At 64.6% G+C, this 18253-nt stretch carries 14 protein-coding genes; 4 read left to right on the top strand and 10 right to left on the bottom strand.

Annotated features, from left to right (window positions below; all coding sequences use genetic code 11):
- Positions 1 to 41: 41 nt before the first annotated feature.
- Positions 42 to 389 carry a hypothetical protein gene (locus ACOOFO_RS13430; RefSeq protein WP_420427258.1) on the top strand — a complete coding sequence of 116 codons (348 nt, stop codon included), beginning with the start codon at positions 42 to 44 and terminating at the stop codon, positions 387 to 389.
- Here the strand turns inward: ACOOFO_RS13430 and ACOOFO_RS13435 are convergent.
- Together ACOOFO_RS13435 and cysC are read right to left on the bottom strand one after the other, a co-directional pair.
- Complete coding sequence (locus tag ACOOFO_RS13435; RefSeq protein WP_420427259.1) at positions 373 to 1890, bottom strand: OmpP1/FadL family transporter; 1518 nt, start codon at positions 1888 to 1890, stop codon at positions 373 to 375. The genes ACOOFO_RS13430 and ACOOFO_RS13435 overlap by 17 nt on opposite strands.
- A 91-nt stretch (positions 1891 to 1981) precedes the next feature.
- Positions 1982 to 2596, bottom strand: a complete 615-nt coding sequence (gene cysC, locus ACOOFO_RS13440; RefSeq protein ID WP_420427260.1) for an adenylyl-sulfate kinase — start codon at positions 2594 to 2596, stop codon at positions 1982 to 1984.
- Between the two features lie 205 nt (positions 2597 to 2801).
- Here cysC and ACOOFO_RS13445 point away from each other — a divergent pair, with 205 nt between their 5' ends.
- From ACOOFO_RS13445 to ACOOFO_RS13455, 3 genes are all read left to right on the top strand, one after another.
- Positions 2802 to 3239, top strand: coding sequence for an Hsp20/alpha crystallin family protein (locus tag ACOOFO_RS13445; protein WP_420427261.1), 438 nt, complete (start codon positions 2802 to 2804; stop codon positions 3237 to 3239).
- A 70-nt stretch (positions 3240 to 3309) separates the two neighbouring features.
- Positions 3310 to 4182 carry a DnaJ C-terminal domain-containing protein gene (locus ACOOFO_RS13450; RefSeq protein WP_420427262.1) on the top strand — a complete coding sequence of 291 codons (873 nt, stop codon included), beginning with the start codon at positions 3310 to 3312 and terminating at the stop codon, positions 4180 to 4182.
- A 64-nt stretch (positions 4183 to 4246) separates the two neighbouring features.
- The gene (locus tag ACOOFO_RS13455; RefSeq protein ID WP_420427263.1) at positions 4247 to 5326 is read left to right on the top strand and encodes a hemolysin family protein; all 1080 of its coding nucleotides are present in this window, start codon (positions 4247 to 4249) and stop codon (positions 5324 to 5326) included.
- Here the strand turns inward: ACOOFO_RS13455 and ACOOFO_RS13460 are convergent.
- The 8 genes from ACOOFO_RS13460 to secA form a co-directional block, all read right to left on the bottom strand.
- Positions 5302 to 6798 carry an amidase gene (locus tag ACOOFO_RS13460; protein WP_420427264.1) on the bottom strand — a complete coding sequence of 499 codons (1497 nt, stop codon included), beginning with the start codon at positions 6796 to 6798 and terminating at the stop codon, positions 5302 to 5304. The genes ACOOFO_RS13455 and ACOOFO_RS13460 overlap by 25 nt on opposite strands.
- Positions 6799 to 6977: 179 nt before the next feature.
- Positions 6978 to 8768, bottom strand: coding sequence for an acyl-CoA dehydrogenase C-terminal domain-containing protein (locus ACOOFO_RS13465; RefSeq protein ID WP_420427265.1), 1791 nt, complete (start codon positions 8766 to 8768; stop codon positions 6978 to 6980).
- 165 nt (positions 8769 to 8933) lie between these two features.
- Positions 8934 to 9839 carry a hypothetical protein gene (locus tag ACOOFO_RS13470; RefSeq protein ID WP_420427266.1) on the bottom strand — a complete coding sequence of 302 codons (906 nt, stop codon included), beginning with the start codon at positions 9837 to 9839 and terminating at the stop codon, positions 8934 to 8936.
- A gap of 34 nt (positions 9840 to 9873) precedes the next feature.
- Positions 9874 to 10938: an OmpA family protein gene (locus tag ACOOFO_RS13475; RefSeq protein ID WP_420427267.1), complete on the bottom strand. Its 1065-nt coding sequence runs from the start codon at positions 10936 to 10938 to the stop codon at positions 9874 to 9876.
- A 273-nt stretch (positions 10939 to 11211) separates the two neighbouring features.
- The gene (locus ACOOFO_RS13480; RefSeq protein ID WP_420427268.1) at positions 11212 to 13131 is read right to left on the bottom strand and encodes an N-acyl-D-amino-acid deacylase family protein; all 1920 of its coding nucleotides are present in this window, start codon (positions 13129 to 13131) and stop codon (positions 11212 to 11214) included.
- Between the two features lie 108 nt (positions 13132 to 13239).
- Entirely contained in the window at positions 13240 to 14163 is a 924-nt protein-coding gene (locus ACOOFO_RS13485; protein ID WP_420427269.1) for a Nudix family hydrolase, read from the bottom strand.
- A complete protein-coding gene (gene argJ / locus ACOOFO_RS13490) occupies positions 14163 to 15377 on the bottom strand; it encodes a bifunctional glutamate N-acetyltransferase/amino-acid acetyltransferase ArgJ (RefSeq protein WP_420427270.1) in 1215 nt (404 codons plus the stop codon). Before argJ ends, ACOOFO_RS13485 begins: the two co-directional genes overlap by 1 nt.
- A gap of 9 nt (positions 15378 to 15386) precedes the next feature.
- Positions 15387 to 18176: a preprotein translocase subunit SecA gene (secA, locus tag ACOOFO_RS13495; RefSeq protein WP_420427271.1), complete on the bottom strand. Its 2790-nt coding sequence runs from the start codon at positions 18174 to 18176 to the stop codon at positions 15387 to 15389.
- Between the last annotated feature and the right edge of the window lie 77 nt (positions 18177 to 18253).

The following is an 18253-nucleotide window of genomic DNA, read 5'->3' on the forward strand; positions in this document are numbered from 1 at the left end:
GCATGCTCTACTCGGACGCTCTTTCAATGGCGGAGATGGGCATGTCTTCCATCCTGGTAGGACTTCTGCTGGCAGCTTTCGGGCTGCTCTGCCATGGGCGCGGGGCGCGTGCGCGCGCCTTTGCCTCGGAGCGCGCCGAATTCATACCCGCCAACCTGCTGGTGCAGGCCGCGGCCATGGCCTGGCTCCTGCCTGCCATCCCACCGCCGCATGCAGCAGGCCTGCTCTTCCTGCAACTGGCCGGAGTTTCCGTGGTCGCCTGTGGAGGCGGCCTCTGGCTGCGAATGCCACGGTGCCTCGATACCACTGCGCCAGGACCGGGACGACGCTACGCAGACCGTGCGGCAAAGCCCCGATGGCAGGCCCATCACATCAGAAGCGGTAGCTGAAACCGACCGTCAATTCGTACTGGCGCATATCGAGTATCAGATCCTGGTCCTGCGGATCGCTGCCAAAGGCCTCGGAGGTATCCACCGCGCCGGGCAGCAACCCGCTTCCCAGCAGCGTCGCCAGATTGGCGTCGACATTGCTGAGCGGATTCTTGCCGGACACCGGGTTGTGACGCGCATGCATGACCGCGAGATCGAGACTTAGCTGTGGTGAGACCCGGAAACTGAGACCTGCTGTGTAGTGCTCTTCCGGCACGGCCGGTGCCAGCACATTGAACAGGACCTCCGAAGATGGAATCGGCTGCCGCCCGCGGCTGTAGCCGGCGCGCAGCACGAAGCTGCCGAGCACCGCTTGATAGCCAAATTTCACCACTTCCACATCGCGCCATCCGAAGCCCGGGCCTTGTTCAGCGCCGAGACATGCCGGACTTGTCCCGCCATCGCCAAGAAGGCCCCCTGTCTGGGCAGCGAGCAAGCGCGGCAATGCGCATTCATTGACAAAGCGATTCGGGTCGAGTGGGCGGCCGACCGATGCGATCTCGCTGAAATTCATGCGCTGATAATCGATGGCCAGGCGCTGCTTGCCGGGCAGCTGGAAAGCCAGCCCCACATTCCAGTTGGAGGGGATATCGAAATCGCCCCGCTCCGCGAACAGACCCTCGTACTTGTCGAAGCGCTGCATGTAGATGCGCGACTGGTAGGAGGCCCCTACCGCCAGCCAGTCGAAGGGCAGACCGAAGACACCGACGCGGCCACCGCCGCCAAGACTGAAATCCTGGCCATTGTCCGACACACGATCCGGTGCATTGGAGAATTGCGCGAAGGCCTTGAGTCCCTTCGACTCGAACTGCTGTGCTGCAAAGATCGGTGCAATCCCGATGGAGAAGCGCTCGCCGAACTTGCGCGAGTAGTGCGGCACGATGAAGAGCTGAATGAGGTCCACCGAAGCATTCGGATCACCTCCTCCGCAGAAGCCCGCGAAGTCGGAAGCACCATCCACCGGGTCTCCGCCGCCGAAGGTGCCATCGCACTCGGTCTGGAAGCCCGGCAGTTGGTCGCCAAAGCGCGCCGAGTTGCCGGCATAGATGGTGTTCAGGCCACCGTTGCCGTACATCGCAATGCCCCAGGCACTGCGCTCGTTGATCATGGCGTTGTAGCCGATACCGGGGATGTAGAAGCGCTGCCGCTGGCTGCGCTTGCCGTCGATCGGTGAGATCGTCAGGATGCCGGCGCCCGCATCCTCGCCCCGCGGGGTCGCGGTGTAGTCGCGGATGGGCGCGAAGATGCTGAGGCCGCCGTCGAGGGCATTGCCCACCCACACCCCATTGGCGGGATTGACCGAGACCACCATCGCGTCCTCGACCATGGCCGTGGCCGCCCCGGCCATGGCACGCTGGGTGTTGCTATAGCCGTGCGCGAAATACCCGTTAGTGGCAAATGCCGTGGGGGCGATCAGCGTGGCAAACAGGCCACTGGCGCACAGCAGACGTCGAAACAGCATCAGGGCCTCCCCTTCCATGCGGGCGGGGAGTATCGGGCAGGCCCTTCAGAATGACAAAGATCGAAAACCGATCCTTAAATAACCCTAAGTTTTAACCGCCGCGCGACACAGCCCCGCGCGCCACCAGGAAATCCAGTAGTTGCCCGGTGCAGGTCTCCAGATCGTCCGCGCCGGTATCAATCACGATCTCAGGCTGTTCGGGCGCCTCGTAGGGCGAGTCAATACCGGTGAAATGCTTGATCTCGCCAGCGCGTGCCTTGCGGTAAAGCCCCTTGGGGTCGCGCGACTCGCAGACTTCCAACGGTGCCTTGACATGCACCTCGATGAACTGCCCTTCGCCCACCAGATTGCGCACGAGGTCGCGATCCGAACGAAAGGGCGAGATGAACGCAGTCAGCACGATCAGGCCGGCATCCACGAAGAGCTTGGCGACTTCGCCAATGCGGCGGATGTTCTCTACCCGATCCGCATCGGAGAAGCCCAGATCCTTGTTGAGGCCGTGGCGTACGTTGTCGCCATCAAGCAGATAGCTGTGATGCCCGAAGCGGAAGAGTTCGCCTTCCAGCGCATTTGCCAGCGTGGACTTGCCCGAACCTGACAGGCCAGTGAACCAGAGAATGCACGGCTTCTGCCCCATCTGACGTACGCGGTCCGCGTGCGTCACCTGGTGCATATGCCAAACCACGTTGCTTGATTTATCCATCATTGCTCACTGTCCGTTGGGGGTGGTGGAGGCGCGGCCCAGCCGCGCGCAGTGCGCGCTGGATTATAGGGGGAATGCCGCCGATCAGCGCTTCGCAGCCCCTTGAATGCGGCAGGGCCGGCCCTATCTTGGACGATGAAGTGACCTGCGAGCCGCTCTCGCATGCGTCACAACCCGTGCAACGAGGCAAACCCTCAAGGAGGTCGCCATGAGTGTCGTACGTCATGATCCGTGGTCGCTGCACCGCGACCTGTTACAGGAAATGAACCGGGCCTTCGGCCGCATGCAGCAGGACGATTCGTCCAGCGGTGCGACTGCCGACTGGGTTCCCCCTGTCGACATCGAAGAGAACCAGGAACAGTTCACCATTTATGCCGATGTCCCCGGCATCGACCCGCAGTCGATTGAAGTGACACTGGAAAACGGGGTGCTGACCCTTTCCGGTGCGCGCGAAGCGCAGGTGGAAGAAAAGCAGCTTGAGCGCCGGCGCGTCGAGCGCGCCCACGGCCGCTTTTATCGCCGCTTCACGCTGCCCGACACCGCCGATGCCGATAATGTGACAGCACGCGGCAACAACGGTGTGTTGGAAGTGGTGATTCCAAAGCGTGCATCCAGCCAGCCCCGACGCATTTCGGTCGCCGCCTGATCGGGCGAACCGGAGGTACCACGCGGGGCGCCCATGCGCCCCGCGCTTTTTTGCAAGGTGACAACGACCGATGGAATACAAGGACTATTACAAGATCCTCGAGGTTGACAAGAAGGCAAGCGCGGACGAGATCAAGCGCGCTTACCGTCGCCTTGCGCGCAAGTACCACCCCGACCGCAACAAGGAAGAGGACGCCGAAACCCGCTTCAAAGAGATCAACGAAGCCTACGAAGTCCTTTCCGACCCCGAGAAGCGCAAGGCCTACGACCAACTCGGCGCCAACTGGAAGGCCGGCGAGCAGTTCCGGCCGCCGCCAGGCTGGGAAAGCGGTTTCGCGCGCGGACGCCGTACCGAGGACTTCGGCGGTTTCTCCGACTTCTTCTCCTCCCTGTTCGGGGGCGGCATGGCGGGCGGCACGGGCTTTGATCCCTTTGGGGACCGTGGCGGCGGCTTCCAGCGCGCTGCTCCCGAGACCCGCGCCAAGCTCAGCGTCAGTGTGCGCGAGAGCTTCGAGGGCGCCACCCGCTCGATCAACGTCGGCGGCAAACGGCTGTCGGTCAAGATTCCCAAGGGTGTCACCAGCGGACAGATCATCCGCCTCAGCGGCCAGGGCCAACAGGGCGGCGACCTGCTGCTCGAGATATCCCTGCGCGAGAGCGACGGCATGCGCCCCGATGGCAAGGACGTTTACGTCGACGTTCCGGTTGCCGCCTGGACCGCCGCCATGGGTGGCCAGGTGTCCATTCCCACGCTCGGCGGCACCGTGTCGATGTCCGTGCCGCCCGGCTCGAAAAGCGGCCGCAAGATGCGGCTGCGTGGGCGTGGGCTGCCCGGCAAGACTGCGGGTGACGCCTATGCCGTACTGCAGGTCGTCGCACCGGAACCGAAGAACGAGAAACAGCGCAAGGCCTATGAAGCATTGCGCAGTGCCTTCGATGACTAAGTAGCCGGAAGTCCGCGGCAAGGGGTGCGCTAGACTGCGCCCACATCCGCGGCTTGGCGCACTCATGCTGTTGCTGCTTTTCTTCTTGACGCTGGCCTTGCTGGTTTCCTTCGCTTGCTCGATGTGGGAATCGGTACTGCTCTCCGTCACGCCCAGCTACGTCACGCGCAGCGTGTCGGAAGGACGCGCGACGGGGCGGCTGCTGTCCGAATTCAAGCGGGATATCGACCGCCCCCTCTCGGCCATACTCACCCTCAACACCATCGCCCATACCGTGGGCGCGATTGGTGTCGGCGCACAGGCGAATGTGCTGTTTGGTACGGCCCGCTTCTCGCTATTGGGCTTCCAGCTCAGTCTGGAGGCGATCGTGGCGGCAGCCACCACACTGGCCATTCTGATCTTCTCGGAAATCATCCCCAAGACGCTGGGTGCAAGCTACTGGGAACGCTTCGTGCCGCTGACAGTACGTTGCCTGAAGGTACTCATCCTGGTGCTGTATCCGCTGGTTCGACTGAGTGAAGGCATCACCCGCTTTCTCAAGAAGAGCGAACGTGCTCCAGCCTTTACCCGCGCGGATTTCCTGGCGATGGCCGAGCTTGGCCGCAGCGAAGGACGCCTCGATGCCTCCGAGGCCGCCGTCATCAGCAATGTGCTGAGTTTCCGGGAAACCCGCGCGCGCCAGGTCATGACGCCGCGCACGGTCGTGATCGGCGCGGATGCGGAGGAAACGGTGGCTGATTTCCTCGCCCGCTACCCGGAGCTTCCGGTGTCGCGCCTGCCGGTCTATGAAGGGCACATCGATCAGGTCACCGGGCTGGCGATGAAGCATGACATCCTCGCTGCCGCGGCCCGCGGGGAAAACGATCGTCTCATCGGGACGCTGGCGCGTGAAGCCTTGTTCGTGCTGGAGTCCATGCGCCTGCCACAATTGCTGCGGCGCCTGACCAGCGAACGGCTGCAGCTTGCCGTGGTGGTGGATGAGTACGGCGCGACCAGCGGCGTCGTCACCGTGGAGGACATTGTCGAAGCCCTGCTCGGTCTGGAAATCATGGATGAAGCCGATTCCGTGGCCGATATGCAGGCCCTGGCACGCGAGCGCTGGGAGCAGCTACAGACGCATCAGGCCGACGAAGGTCCGAGGTAGAGCGGCGGCGTTCGATCGAACCAGGGATGGGCGGCTTCAAGCTGTGCGGCCAGAGAAATCAGCTGCTCTTCACTGCCCCATGGGCCCGTGAACTGCGCGCCCACTGGAAGGCCTTCGGCCGTCCAGTGCATGGGAACCGACATCGAGGGCTGCCCGGTGAGGTTGGCGAGCTGGGTGAACGGCGTCTTCTCCAGGCTCTCGAAGGCAAGGCGATCGACGAGGCCGCTCTTGCGGAGCAGACCGCCCACGGGAAGTCGCACGATCACGCGCTGCAGCATGCGCACCATCGGCGGCGTATCGAGGGCACCGATGCGCACCGGCGGCGCGGCCACCGTCGGTGACAACCACAGGTCGAACCGATCATAGAAACCGGCCACGGCCTGGCAGATGTCGTTCCAATGCTGGCGCATGATGATGTATTCGCTCGCTGGCATCGCGCGGCCGATCACCGCCAGGGTGCGGGTATCCGGCTCGAAACCGCTTTCGCGCGCACCCTGGGCAACGGCGCTGTCCACACTCGCTGCGACCTGACCGCAGTACAGCGTCAGGAAGGCCCGGGCGACCAGCATGCCGTCGACTTCCGGCTCCGCTTCGGTGACGTCGTGGCCCAGCGCCTCCAGCGCTTTCGCCGTCTGCTCGACCGCGGCGATGCACTCGGAATCGACCGTACTGCCGATGGGCGAACGGCTGCTCCAGCCGATGCGGAGCCGGCCAGGCGCGCGGGCGGCGGCCGACTCGAAACTGCCGGCCGGTGGCGCCACCTGAAAGGGCGCACCTCGACCGGGACCGGACAGCACATCGAGCATGCGTGCGGAATCGCGCACGCTGCGCGACACGACCCCGTCGCTGGAGGCACCCTCCCATTGCTCGCCAATGCTTGGCGTCACGGGCACACGCCCCCGCGACGGCCGCAGGCCGAAAAGCCCGCAATGCGAAGCCGGGATGCGGATCGAGCCGCCACCGTCATTGGCGCCCGCCATCGGAACGACGCCCGCCGCCACGGCCGCCGCCGCACCCCCGCTGGAGCCGCCAGGGGTGTGATCGGGATGCCAGGGGTTGCGCGTCGCGCCCCACAGATCGGACTCGGTCACGCCCTTGAGGGCAAGCTCGGGGGTCGTGGTCTTGCCGAAGATGACCATTCCCGCGTCCAGCACCCGCTGCGTGTAATCCGCGTGCCGAGCCGGACGCACCTGTTGCAGCGCGCGACTGCCCGAGGTCGTCGGTACGCCAGCGTAATCTTGAATGATGTCCTTGATCAGAAAGGGCACGCCGCCAAAGGCGCCCTGCAGCGACTGCTGAGCACGATCGGCGGCAATGGCGCTCATGTCGATGCAGACCGCATTGAGCACTGGATTGATCTCGGCCAAGCGCGCCTGCGCCAGTGCCAGCAAGGTGGCGGCGTCTACGGCCCCTTCGGCGTGCAGGGCTGCGAGGCCCACGGCGTCGTGGCTACGGTACTCGTGCGCATCCATGGTCAAGGTCTCCTTATTTGAGGGGCGTCGCCCCGGATTCACTACCGGTTGCGGGCTGCTCAGGCTGTGCCGTCACGGGACAATGGAACGTGGTCAGCGGACATGCAGACGCCCCCGGAGCGGCGAATGCGCCGCCAGCGCGCCCGTCGCGTGGCGCACGACGGGCGCGATCGCGACAACTAGAACTGCTCGGCAGTCAGGGCCATCAGGTTGTCGGCGCCCGAACGCGCGGCCCGGATGTGATAGGCCGTCTCCGGGAGTAGCCGCGCGAAATAAAAGCGTGCGGTGGCAAGCTTGGCATCGTAGAAACCGGCTTCGGCGTCGGTGCGATGGTCCAGCGCCACGCGTGCCATCCGTGCCCACAGATAGGCGTAGACGGTATGCCCCAGCACGCGCAGATAGTCCGTGGACGCGGCGCCGGCTTCCTCGGGATTCTGCATTGCCTTCTGGCCCAGCTCACCAGTCAGCTTGGTGAGCTTGCCGCCGATATCAGCCAAGGGCTCGACGAACTCCTTCATGTCCTCGCGACCGCCTTGCTCCTTGATGAAGGATTCGATGATCGTGCCGAGGCGCCGCAGACGGGCACCACCGTCACCGAGGACCTTGCGGCCGATCAGGTCCAGCGCCTGAATACCGTTGGTGCCCTCGTAGATCATGTTGATGCGGGCGTCGCGCACGAACTGCTCCATCCCCCATTCCTGAATGTAGCCATGGCCGCCGTAGCATTGCAGGGCGAGGTTGGTGGTATGGAAGGTGTTATCGGTAATGAAGGCCTTGACCACCGGGGTGAGCAGGGCCACCAGATCCGCGCATTCCTTGCGCGTGGCCTCGTCGGCATGACGATGTTCGGTATCGATCATCAGGCCCACCCAATAGCAGAAGGCGCGCGCCGCCTCGGTGTAGGCCCGCTGCGTGAGGAGCATGCGGCGGACGTCGGGGTGCACGATGATGGGATCGGCCGGCTTGTCCTTGGCCTTGGGGCCGGACAGCGCGCGCATCTGCAGGCGATCCCGCGCATAGGTGACGGCATTCTGATAAGCCACCTCAGCCAGCCCCAGCGACTGCATGCCCACACCAAGCCGCGCGCCGTTCATCATCACGAACATGGCGGGCAGCCCCTTGTGCGGCTCACCCACCAGCCAGCCCTTGGCGTCATCCAGATTCATGACGCAGGTGGCGTTGCCGTGAATGCCCATCTTGTGCTCGATGGAACCGCAGCGGATGCCATTGCGTTCGCCCGGATTGCCATCCGCATCGGGTAGGAACTTGGGCACCACGAAGAGGGAAATCCCCTTGGTGCCTGCCGGGGCATCGGGCAGACGCGCCAGCACGAGATGCACGATGTTCTCGGCGAGATCGTGCTCGCCGGAGCTGATGAAGATCTTGGAGCCACTGAGACGGTAGGCGCCGTCGTCATCGGGCTCCGCCTTGGTGCGCAACAGACCGAGATCCGTGCCGCAATGCGATTCGGTCAGGCACATGGTGCCGGTCCAGGTCCCTTCCACGATCTTGGGCAGATAGGTCTGTTGAATAGCTTCAGTGCCATGCGCGGCAAGGCAGGCGTAGGCACCATGCGTCAGGCCCGGGTACATGGTCCACGCTTGGTTCGCCGAGTTCAGCATCTCGTAGAGCACGTTGTTGACGATTTCCGGCAAACCCTGCCCACCAAAGTCCGGCGCACAGGCCAGTGACGGCCAACCGGCTTCCACATACTGTTGATAGGCATCGCGAAAGCCCTTGGGCGCCGTCACATTGCCCGCGTCATCGATATGGCAGCCCTCGGCGTCGCCCGGCTGGTTCAACGGCGCAAGCACTTCGCTGCTGAACTTCGCGGCCTCGTCCAGAACCTGGTTGATGAGATCGGCGTCGACCTCCTCGCAGCCCTGCAGGCTCTGGAAGGCCGTCTGCACATCCAACATTTCGTGCAGAACGAATTGCATGTCTCGGGTGGGCGCGCGGTAGTCGGCCATGGGCTTTCCTCATCTCGGCAAGGGGGCATTGGGGCACATACTGTACCGTATGGCGCGATCGCGAGCAGGCGACAACATCAACAAAAAAGGGCCCGCGCGAGGCGGGCCCTTTTCAACGCTTCCCGATCCAATCGGGTGACGCCATTCCGTGGCGATGCGCGCGTTCTACACCTGCTGTCCGAGAAGACCAGCAACCAGGTCGACCAGATCGGTCACGAGGTCGGGCGTCAGCAGCCCCTCGAGCGCCTGCACCAACCCGCTCTGGACACCTGCGTCGGGATCGCCGATCAGCAGCGCTTCGAGACCTGCAGCCAGCTGACCGTCCTGAATCAGACCGGTAACCAGGTCCTGCAGGCTGCCATCGCTTTCCAGTGTGTTAGACAGAATGGCAACCAACTCATCCTGCGACAGGTTCTGGCTGATCTGCGCCAGCGCGCCGTCCTCGGTAATGAGTACGTCGACCAATCCCTGCTGACTTCCGTCACCGGTGATCAGGCAGAGGGTGCCAAGCGGCACCTGGCAGTCCGGATCGGTGGGCTCGACCAGCAGGGCCGTCACCAACCCCTGTACGCCGTCTTCGCCGAGAAGCGCTGCCAGTCCCTCACCCTCATCCGTACCGACCAGCAGGTCGGCCAGGATATCCGCGAGGCCACCCTCACCGTCTTCACCACCGGTGAGCAGCTCCATCAGGCCTTCTTCGAGCTGACCTTCCATGAGCAGGTTGGTCACCAGGCTCTCAAGATCGCCATCACTGGCGAGGAGCGTCTGGAGGGCATTCTCGAGGTCTTCGGTGTTGATGTTGTCCGCGATCGGAGCGAGAGCGCCACCGTCGCGCAAGAGATCATCCACCAGACCGTCGCTGCCCTCGCTACCAGCGAGGACACAGACCCCGCCCAGCGGTACCGAGCAGTTGGCGACGTCGCCGGGTCCATTGACCCCACCACCATTGCCCGGCGCGCCGGGCGGGCTGCCCGGGCCAACGCCCTGCGTGTCATCACCGCTCTGGGCGCAGCCGGCCATCAGGCCGGCGAACGCCAGAGCACCCACCGCGAAGAAACGAGTTTTACGCATGGCTACCTCCGTGTTTGCCAATCAAACGCACGTTCTAGTTGAGGATGCGGATTTCGACCCGGCGGTTCTCTTGCCGGCCCTCTTCCGTATCGTTGGTCGCAACCGGCTCGCTCTCACCGTAGCCCTGAGCCGTCACCTGGGACGGCGGCACGCCGTGGTCGATCAGGTACTGACGGACTGCTTCGGCGCGTTCCTGCGACAGCTGCTGGTTGTACTCGTCGGGCCCGACGCTGTCGGTGTGACCGGCAACCTCGACTTCCAGATCCGGATAGCGGTTGAACAGCTCGACCACCGGGTTCAGCAGACGACGCGCATTGGCGTTGAGATCGGCCGAATCAAAGGCGAAGAGCACGCCGTAGAGATTGATGACGTCGGAGAGCGCACAGCCTTCGCCGTCAACGCGCGTGCCCGCCGGGGTGCCGGGGCACTTGTCCGCCTTGTCCGGAATACCGTCGCCGTCGGAGTCTTCGAGTTCAGCCTCGACCACCTGCACTTCCTTCTCAGGCGCGGGCGGCGGCGGCATGTTCACGACTCGCTTGAACAGCGGCAGTTCGATACCGACCAGTGCCGTGTAGTCCTGGTATTCCTCGGAGTAGGTGTCGTAAACGTAGCGCACTTCGGCACGCAGCTTGAGTTCGCCGCGTTCGGTCAGCGGGCCCGTCACGAAGCCAAGACCGGCCGTGCCATAGGGATCGAAGCTGTCGCCCTCTTCCACATCGCGCACGTCGTTGTAGTTGCCGCCGATACCGATCAGGGCATAGGGCGTGAAGCCGGTGCGGTCACCCAGGGCATAGGTACCCTGCAGCTCCACATTGTGGCGGTAGAAGTCGGTGAAGGATTCGATATCGGTCTCGATGATCTGGGAACCCAGGCCAAGCGCCCAGCCGAAGCCGGAGCCGTACTGCGTGCCGTACATCACCTGAAAGCCGTAGCCCTCGTCGCCTTCTTCGAGCGGCGTGCGGTCCTCGTCCATCATGGAGTAGCTGCCGAGGAAGGAGAAGTAACTGCTCGTCGTGCTCTCTTCTTCCTGCGCCATCGCGTTGCCCGCGACCAGCGCGCCACCAACTGCGAGCCCGAGGGCCCATTTCCGTGTCGACATTCGATTTCCCTCCCTTAGGAAATTGTTCGCTGCGAGGCGCGCCCCGAACCATGGCTCGACACGCGCACTTCCATCGATTGCGGTCATCCGCATTCGGGCGCAGTGTAACGGAATCGCACGTCTGTGCGACCCATTCCGCGGTTTTTACACCGAATTGTCAACTCGAACACCCGCGAAACCTATCGCGGTGCAGCACTGCCCGCGCAGGGACTGCGTCCTGCCAAAGACGGCGCGCTACGTCATAGGTAGAACGCTGGACGGACGTGCGACCGTTCAGACAGGGAGGACGGACAGTGCATCGGCGTGACGCAAACGACTCTCGTGGTCGTGGCTCCGCAGGAGCCGCCCCATGCGCTGCGTGCCGTGCTTGGCGGTGTACTGCCCATCGGCAAAGGCACAGTGCCCATGAATGTACACGCGGCGCACGACGCCATCGGGCCGGTTGACTAGCTGGCGGTGCTCGAAGGCATCGCGCCAGATGTACTCGTAGGTGGCCTCGGGTTCCCAACGTGACAGGGCATGCGGATCGATCAGCACAAGGTCGGCCCGCGCGCCCACATCGAGGCACCCCGCGTCGATACCAAAGAACTCGGCCGGCTCGCGCGTCAGACGGTGCACAGCGTGGGCGACGCGCGCCAATCCTTTCTTCTGGGCCATCTTCAGCATGCGCAGATTGCCATCGTAGAAGGCCATATTGGTCAGATGCGCACCGCTATCGTTGAAGCCGGGCAACAGGCGCGGATGAAAGGCGAGTTGCTCGACCACCGCGAGATCGCGATTGGCTGACACGGTCCACCATCGCAGATCGGTATCGAAGCGGCGCAGGAGATGCAGGAAGAAGTCCGCCGCATCCGGTTGCGCAGGAAAACTGCGGAAGGCCTCTTCCTCCGCGGCGCTGCGCGCATCGGAGCTGCTGGCCTGCCAGCGCAACAGGGCGTCGCGCACCTGCTGCATGGTCTCGCCCTGCCACTCCGGCACCGGACACTCGTCGATGGTCATGTCCGAGAGATCGCGCGACAGCACGTTGTCATCGAGGCGCAGCCAGTGCTTCAGCCGCGCCAGGCTCCAGCCGCGCCGACCGTGGTACCACATGCGGCGAAAGGCACGGACATAATCGGCATCGTCCAGAATGCGGCGGCGGCCGACGCGATCTTCCAGATCGCACTCATTGAGTCGGCGCAGTTCCGGAATTTCCTCGGCAATCGGGGTGACCACGCCATCGCTCCAGATCTTGAAGCGCGCAGGCAAGGCCTGCAGGCGGAACTGCCCCTTGAGCAGACGCGAGTTCAGCAGCCGCGACAGCAGCAGACCGAGCCGCACGATGGAGCGATTGGTCGCAAGGTCGATAGCGGCCACTGCCGTTACCTTCAGCGGGCAACCGAACAACCGCCCCGAGGTCAGCAGAAAATTGCGAAAGACCGCCAAGGTGTTGTCCTTGGGTGGCGTGGCCTGCCAGAGCCGGCCCCAGCGTCGCACGATGGCGGTCAGCCGCTTCAACTCGGCATAGGGCGCGAACTGGGTCGGAATCTGCTTGCGCACATTGGGCTGATTGGCCAGGTAATGAAACGGCAGGCCATCGGTGGAGAAGCCGATATAGCCTTCCTCCATACCCTTTTCGAGCAGCGCCTCCATGCGCTGCAGTTCGTCCTCGGTGGGATCGCGCGAAATCGAATCGCGGAGACCCATGACCTCGATACGCAGCATCGAGTGCGGAATCATGGCCGCCACGTTGGGGCCAAGCGGCATGTCGTCGAAGTGCTTGAGGTAGGCCGCGGAATCGCGCCATGTCACTGCTTCCGCCACCTTGGCCAGGGTGTGTTTCGGCACATTCTCTACGCGAGCGAAGCAGTCGACGATGGGGTCCGCTCCGTCCCTGCGCTGATTGCCGTAGGCCAAGCCCAGCGAACAGTTCGACATGATGGCCGTCGTCGTGCCATGGCGGACCGCTTCCGGCAACCCGGGCGCCAGCTCCACTTCGAGGTCAAAATGGGTGTGGATATCGAGCATGCCGGGGATGAGCCATTGGCCCGCGGCGTCGACCTCCTCGTTTCCGGCGCCGAGTTGTCGCCCGATCTCGGCGATGCATCCGTCACGAATGCCGACATCCTGCCGGCACGGGGCGCTGCCGGTACCGTCGAATACCAGCGCGTTGCGAATGACGGTGTCGTAGACCGGCTTGCTAAGGCCATCCATGGGCGAATCCTTCCGTTGGGAGGACGATCAAGCCTGTCACGTTAGCGGCTCCCTAGAGCCAACGCATTCGTTATTTTTCAGCAGCCGAGCGCCCTCGACAGTGCGGCGTCACCAGAATGCGCGGATGCCGGCCACCCCCTGCGCGCCAGCCTCGCGTGCACGCAGCGCGTCGTCGGGCGTCAGCCCGCCAATGGCGTAGACCGGCAATGCCGCCTGATCCACCAGCGCCGCAAAGCGCGACCAGCCGAGCACCTCGGCGCCGGGATGCGTCGCCGTGGCGTGCACTGGGCCAAGAACGGCGGCGCCTGCCCCCAGGGCCTTTGCCGTCTCCAGTTCCGCGCCATCGTGGACCGAGACAATGCTGCTAGCCGGCAACGCGGTTCGCTCGGCGGCCAAGCGCGACAGCGTGCGCCCATCCACATGCCACCAGCAGCCCAGCCGCTCCGCCAGATCGGGGCCGCGATCCACTGCCAGCCGGGACGGCCCGCGCAGCGCACCCACCTTCTCGGCCAGGGCGAGGTAGTCCGCATCACCCATGGCGGGCAGGCGCAGGCGCAAGAGCGCGTTCTCCGGCAACCGTGAGAGTCCCTGCAGCACACTGGCAGCGTCGGCATCCGCGGCGGTAAAGGCGTAGTGCGCGGGCAGTTGCAGCGCGCGGATGATAGGGGCGTCGGCCGCGAGCAGGGGCCAATCCGGCAAGGCCTCCGCCGCTACCCAGGCCAGCGCCTGGCCCTCCTCGCCCGTGGCCTCCCCCGACCACTGCAGCACCTCCCAGACGTCGAGACAGACGGCCAGTTCCGGATAATCGTAGCGCACCCGGATCAAGGGCCTGGCATGGATCACATCGATGCCGAGCTCCTCGGCCAACTCGCGCCGCAGCGCCTGCTTGACGGTCTCTCCTGACTCGATCTTGCCGCCAGGGAACTCCCACTGGCCGGCATAGCTCTTGTGTGGCGGCCGTTGACTGAGCAACACGGCCCCGGCGGCATCGCGCATGGCGGCCACCGCCACTCGTACCCGTTTGTCCGTCACTAGCTGCGGTATTCGGCGTTGATGCGGACGTAGTCGTACGACAGGTCGCAGGTATAGACCCACGCACCCTGGCTGCCGCGACCGAGCGCGACGTGGACCGTGAACTCGGGGCGAGCGAACACAGCGGCCCCGGCCGCTTCGCGATAGTCGGGATGCGGTTCGCCCTGCTCGATCAGCGCCACCTCGTCGATCCGGATGTCGACCCGCGACAGATCGAAATCCTCCACCGGTGCACGTCCCACTGCCGCCAGGATGCGCCCCCAGTTGGGGTCGCCGGCAAAGGCCGCCGTCTTGAACAAAGGCGAATGCGCCAGCGTGTAGCCCACCGCGCGCGCCTCGTCGCGACTGCAGGCCCCCTCCACTGCAATGGTGATGAAACGGGTGGCCCCCTCGCCGTCACGCACAATGGCCTGCGCGAGCTGATCGCATACGGCCTGCAGCGCCTCCACGAACTGCGTGTAGGCCGCCTGGCCTTCGCCCAGCGCCGTGCCACCGGCTGCACCGGTCGCTGCGAGGATCAGGCTGTCGTTGGTGGAGGTGTCGCCGTCAATGGTGATGGCATTGAAACTGTCGGCGGCGACCGTCTCCAGCGCCTTCTGGAGGTCGCGGCGCGAGATGGGCGCATCGGTGGCGATGAAAGCCAGCATCGTGGCCATGTCCGGGCAGATCATGCCGGCGCCCTTGGCGATACCGGTAATGGTGATCTCGCGGCCGTCCTCGAGCGGGAGCCGCTGACTGCAGCCCTTGGCTACGGTGTCAGTGGTCATGATGGCGCGCGCCGCATCCAGCCATGCGTCGCTGCGCAGCTGCACCGCGGCGCGCGGAATGGCGCTGCAGATGCGATCGACCGGCAATGGCTCGCCGATGACGCCCGTCGAGAAGGGCAGCACCATCCCACCCAGCTGGGTTTCGGCCGCAGTCACGCACTGGCGCGCCGCTTCCATACCGCCGCGGCCGGTCCCCGCATTGGCATTGCCGCTGTTGACCAGCAATCCACGCACAGCGGTGCGTTCCGCCAGCCGCTGTCGGCACAGAGTCACGGGGGCGGCGCAGAAGGCATTGCGTGTGAACAGGCCGGCCACGGTCGTGCCGGCATCCAGCGCGATCAGCAGCAGGTCGTCGCGGTCGCTACGTCGAATGCCGGCGCGTCCGACGCCCAGGCGCACGCCGGGAACAGGCGGCAGATTTTCCGGCTCGTGTAGATCAACGGCCATGGCGCACGTCTATTCGATACGCCCGTGACAGTGCTTGTACTTCTTGCCCGAGCCGCAGGGGCACGGCTCGTTGCGCCCGACCTTGGCCATGTCACGGCGTACCGTCTCCGGCTTCTCTGCAGGCGCTGGCGCTCCTGCGCCGAGCGGAATGCGGCGCCCCGCACTCTGCTCCGGCGCAGCCGCGGGCGCCGCTCCCGGCTGAGCGCCGCCAGCAGGCAGCGCCGTTCCGGTCGGAACCTGCTCCGCCTCGGCATGCTGGAAGTCGAGGTTCTCCGGCGCACGGCGCTGCGATTCGACCGCCGCCACATCCTCTTCGCTCTTGACCTGGACCCGCGCCAGCACACTGATGACCTCGTGCTTGAAGCGCGCGATCATGTCGCTGAACATGGCGAAGGCTTCCTTCTTGTATTCCTGTTTGGGGTCCTTCTGCGCATAACCACGGAGATGGATGCCCTGTCGCAGGTAGTCCATCGACGCCAGATGCTCGCGCCACAGGCGGTCGAGTACGTTGAGGGCGACTGCCTTTTCGAAGTGCTGCAGAACGCCGGCCCCCACCTGCTCGCGCTTGGCGTCGTAGGCAGCCACCAGGCGCTCGTAGACGCGCTCGCGCAAGCCGGCTTCGTTGAGTTCTTTTTCCTCGTCGAGCCACTTGCGAATGGGCAGATCCAGCTCGAAATCGGCGCGCAGGGCGTCTTCCAGCCCTTCGACCTGCCACAGATTTTCCACGCTCTGCGGCGGGATGTAGGCGTCGATCACGCTGTCGACCACCTCGCCGCGGATGTTCTCGATCAGTTCGCTGACCTGATCCGCCGTGATGAGGTTGTCGCGCAACTCGTAGATGACCTTGCGCTGGTCATTGGCGACGTTGTCGTAATCGAGCAGGTGCTTGCGGATGTCGTAGTTGTGCGACTCCACCTTGCGCTGCGCGGTCTCGATGGCGCGCGTCACCCAGCGGTGTTCGATGGCCTCGCCTTCCTCCATGCCCATGTTCTGCAGCATGGCGCGCATGCGCGGCGGCGTGAAGATGCGCATCAGGCTGTCATCCAGCGACAGGTAGAAGCGGGTGGCGCCCGGGTCACCCTGACGGCCGGAGCGGCCGCGCAGCTGATTGTCGATGCGGCGCGATTCGTGTCGTTCCGAACCCACCACCAACAGGCCGCCATTCTCCACCACCTGATCGTGGCGCTCCCGCCAGGCGCGCTCAGCCGCAGCGCGTGCCTCGGCGTCTTCCTCGGCGAGTTGTGCGAGTTCGGCATCGAGCGAGCCGCCGAGCACGATGTCGGTTCCGCGGCCCGCCATGTTGGTAGCGATGGTGACCGCGCCCGGCCGCCCGGCCTGCGCGATGATGTCGGCCTCGCGCTCGTGCTGCTTGGCGTTGAGCACCTCGTGCGGCACCGAGGCCTGGGTGAGCAGCTTCGACAGCAGCTCGGAAGTTTCGATGCTGGCCGTACCCAGAAGCACCGGCTGCCCCTTCTGATGGGCCTCGATGACCTCCTGCGCGACCGCGTTGAATTTCTCCTGCGCGGTGATGTAGACCAGATCGCCGCGATCATCGCGGATCATCGGCCGGTGGGTGGGGATGACCACAACCTCCAGACCGTAGATGTTCTGGAACTCGAAGGCTTCGGTATCGGCAGTGCCGGTCATGCCGGCCAGCTTCTCGTACAGCCGGAAGTAGTTCTGGAAGGTGATCGAGGCCAGCGTCTGGTTTTCCTGCTGGATCGGGACGCCTTCCTTGGCTTCCACCGCCTGGTGCAGACCATCCGACCAGCGCCGCCCGACCATCATGCGGCCGGTGAATTCATCGATGATGATGACTTCGTTGTTGCGCACGATGTACTGATCGTCGCGCCGGTACAGGTGATGCGCGCGCAGCGCGGCGTTCAGATGGTGCATCAGCACGATGTGCTGAGCGTCATACAGGCTGTCGCCCTCGCCGAGCAGACCGGCTTCGCGCATCAGCTGCTCGACGTGGTCGTGCCCTTCTTCGGTGAGAAAGATCTGCTTGTTCTTTTCCTCGACCGAGAAGTCACCCGGACCGTCCTCCTCTTCCTGCTTCTTGAGGCGCGGCGCGATCTCGTTGACGCGCTTGTAGAGTTCGGGCTTGTCGTCGGTGGGGCCGCTGATGATGAGCGGCGTACGCGCCTCGTCGATGAGGATGGAGTCGACCTCGTCGATGATGGCGAAGGCATGCCCGCGCTGCATCTTGTCCTCCACCCGGAAGGCCATGTTGTCGCGCAGGTAGTCGAAGCCCAACTCGTTGTTGGTGCAGTAGGTGATGTCGGCCTGATAGGCCGCGCGCTTCTCCTCGCGGTCCTGTTGCGGCACGACCACGCCCACGGTCATGCCGAGATTGCGATAGATGCGCCCCATCCAATCGGCGTCACGGCGCGCGAGGTATTCGTTGACGGTCACGACGTGCACACCCTTGCCGGCGAGCGCATTGAGATAGACCGCCAGCGTGGCGACCAGCGTCTTGCCTTCGCCGGTCTTCATTTCCGCGATCTTGCCCTCGTCAAGCACCGCGGCACCAATCAGCTGCACATCGAAATGACGCATGCCCAGCCAGCGCCGACCGGCCTCACGCACGACCGCGAAAGCTTCGCCGCGCAGGCTCTCAAGGGAGGCGCCGTCGGCGAGCCGCTGGCGGAATTCCGCGGTCTTGGCCGCAAGCGCGTCGTCCGACAATGCCTGCATGCTCTCTTCGAGCTTGCCGACCTGCGTCACCAGTCCGCGCAGACGCGATACGACGCGCTGATTCCGGCTGCCGAACAGCCGGGCCATCATGTTATTCAACATCAGAACTCATGGAGTTGGGTCAATGCTCGACGCGCCCGCATGGCGGGTGCGCTTCTGCTGGTTGCCCATTATGCCGG

It is taken from the genome of Algiphilus sp., from assembly GCF_965216485.1.
Taxonomy (GTDB): domain Bacteria; phylum Pseudomonadota; class Gammaproteobacteria; order Nevskiales; family Nevskiaceae; genus Algiphilus.

Bases quoted from the DNA above. Each gene is read 5' to 3' on its own strand.
- argJ (WP_420427270.1), bottom strand. From the start codon at position 15,377: ATGGCCGTTGATCTACACGAGCCGGAAAATCTGCCGCCTGTTCCCGGC.
- ACOOFO_RS13455 (WP_420427263.1), top strand. From the start codon at position 4,247: ATGCTGTTGCTGCTTTTCTTCTTGACGCTGGCCTTGCTGGTTTCCTTC.
- ACOOFO_RS13480 (WP_420427268.1), bottom strand. From the start codon at position 13,131: ATGGATGGCCTTAGCAAGCCGGTCTACGACACCGTCATTCGCAACGCG.
- ACOOFO_RS13430 (WP_420427258.1), top strand. From the start codon at position 42: ATGTCTTCCATCCTGGTAGGACTTCTGCTGGCAGCTTTCGGGCTGCTC.
- ACOOFO_RS13465 (WP_420427265.1), bottom strand. From the start codon at position 8,768: ATGGCCGACTACCGCGCGCCCACCCGAGACATGCAATTCGTTCTGCAC.
- secA (WP_420427271.1), bottom strand. From the start codon at position 18,176: ATGTTGAATAACATGATGGCCCGGCTGTTCGGCAGCCGGAATCAGCGC.
- ACOOFO_RS13470 (WP_420427266.1), bottom strand. From the start codon at position 9,839: ATGCGTAAAACTCGTTTCTTCGCGGTGGGTGCTCTGGCGTTCGCCGGC.
- ACOOFO_RS13435 (WP_420427259.1), bottom strand. From the start codon at position 1,890: ATGCTGTTTCGACGTCTGCTGTGCGCCAGTGGCCTGTTTGCCACGCTG.
- ACOOFO_RS13445 (WP_420427261.1), top strand. From the start codon at position 2,802: ATGAGTGTCGTACGTCATGATCCGTGGTCGCTGCACCGCGACCTGTTA.
- ACOOFO_RS13460 (WP_420427264.1), bottom strand. From the start codon at position 6,798: ATGGATGCGCACGAGTACCGTAGCCACGACGCCGTGGGCCTCGCAGCC.
- ACOOFO_RS13450 (WP_420427262.1), top strand. From the start codon at position 3,310: ATGGAATACAAGGACTATTACAAGATCCTCGAGGTTGACAAGAAGGCA.
- ACOOFO_RS13475 (WP_420427267.1), bottom strand. From the start codon at position 10,938: ATGTCGACACGGAAATGGGCCCTCGGGCTCGCAGTTGGTGGCGCGCTG.
- cysC (WP_420427260.1), bottom strand. From the start codon at position 2,596: ATGATGGATAAATCAAGCAACGTGGTTTGGCATATGCACCAGGTGACG.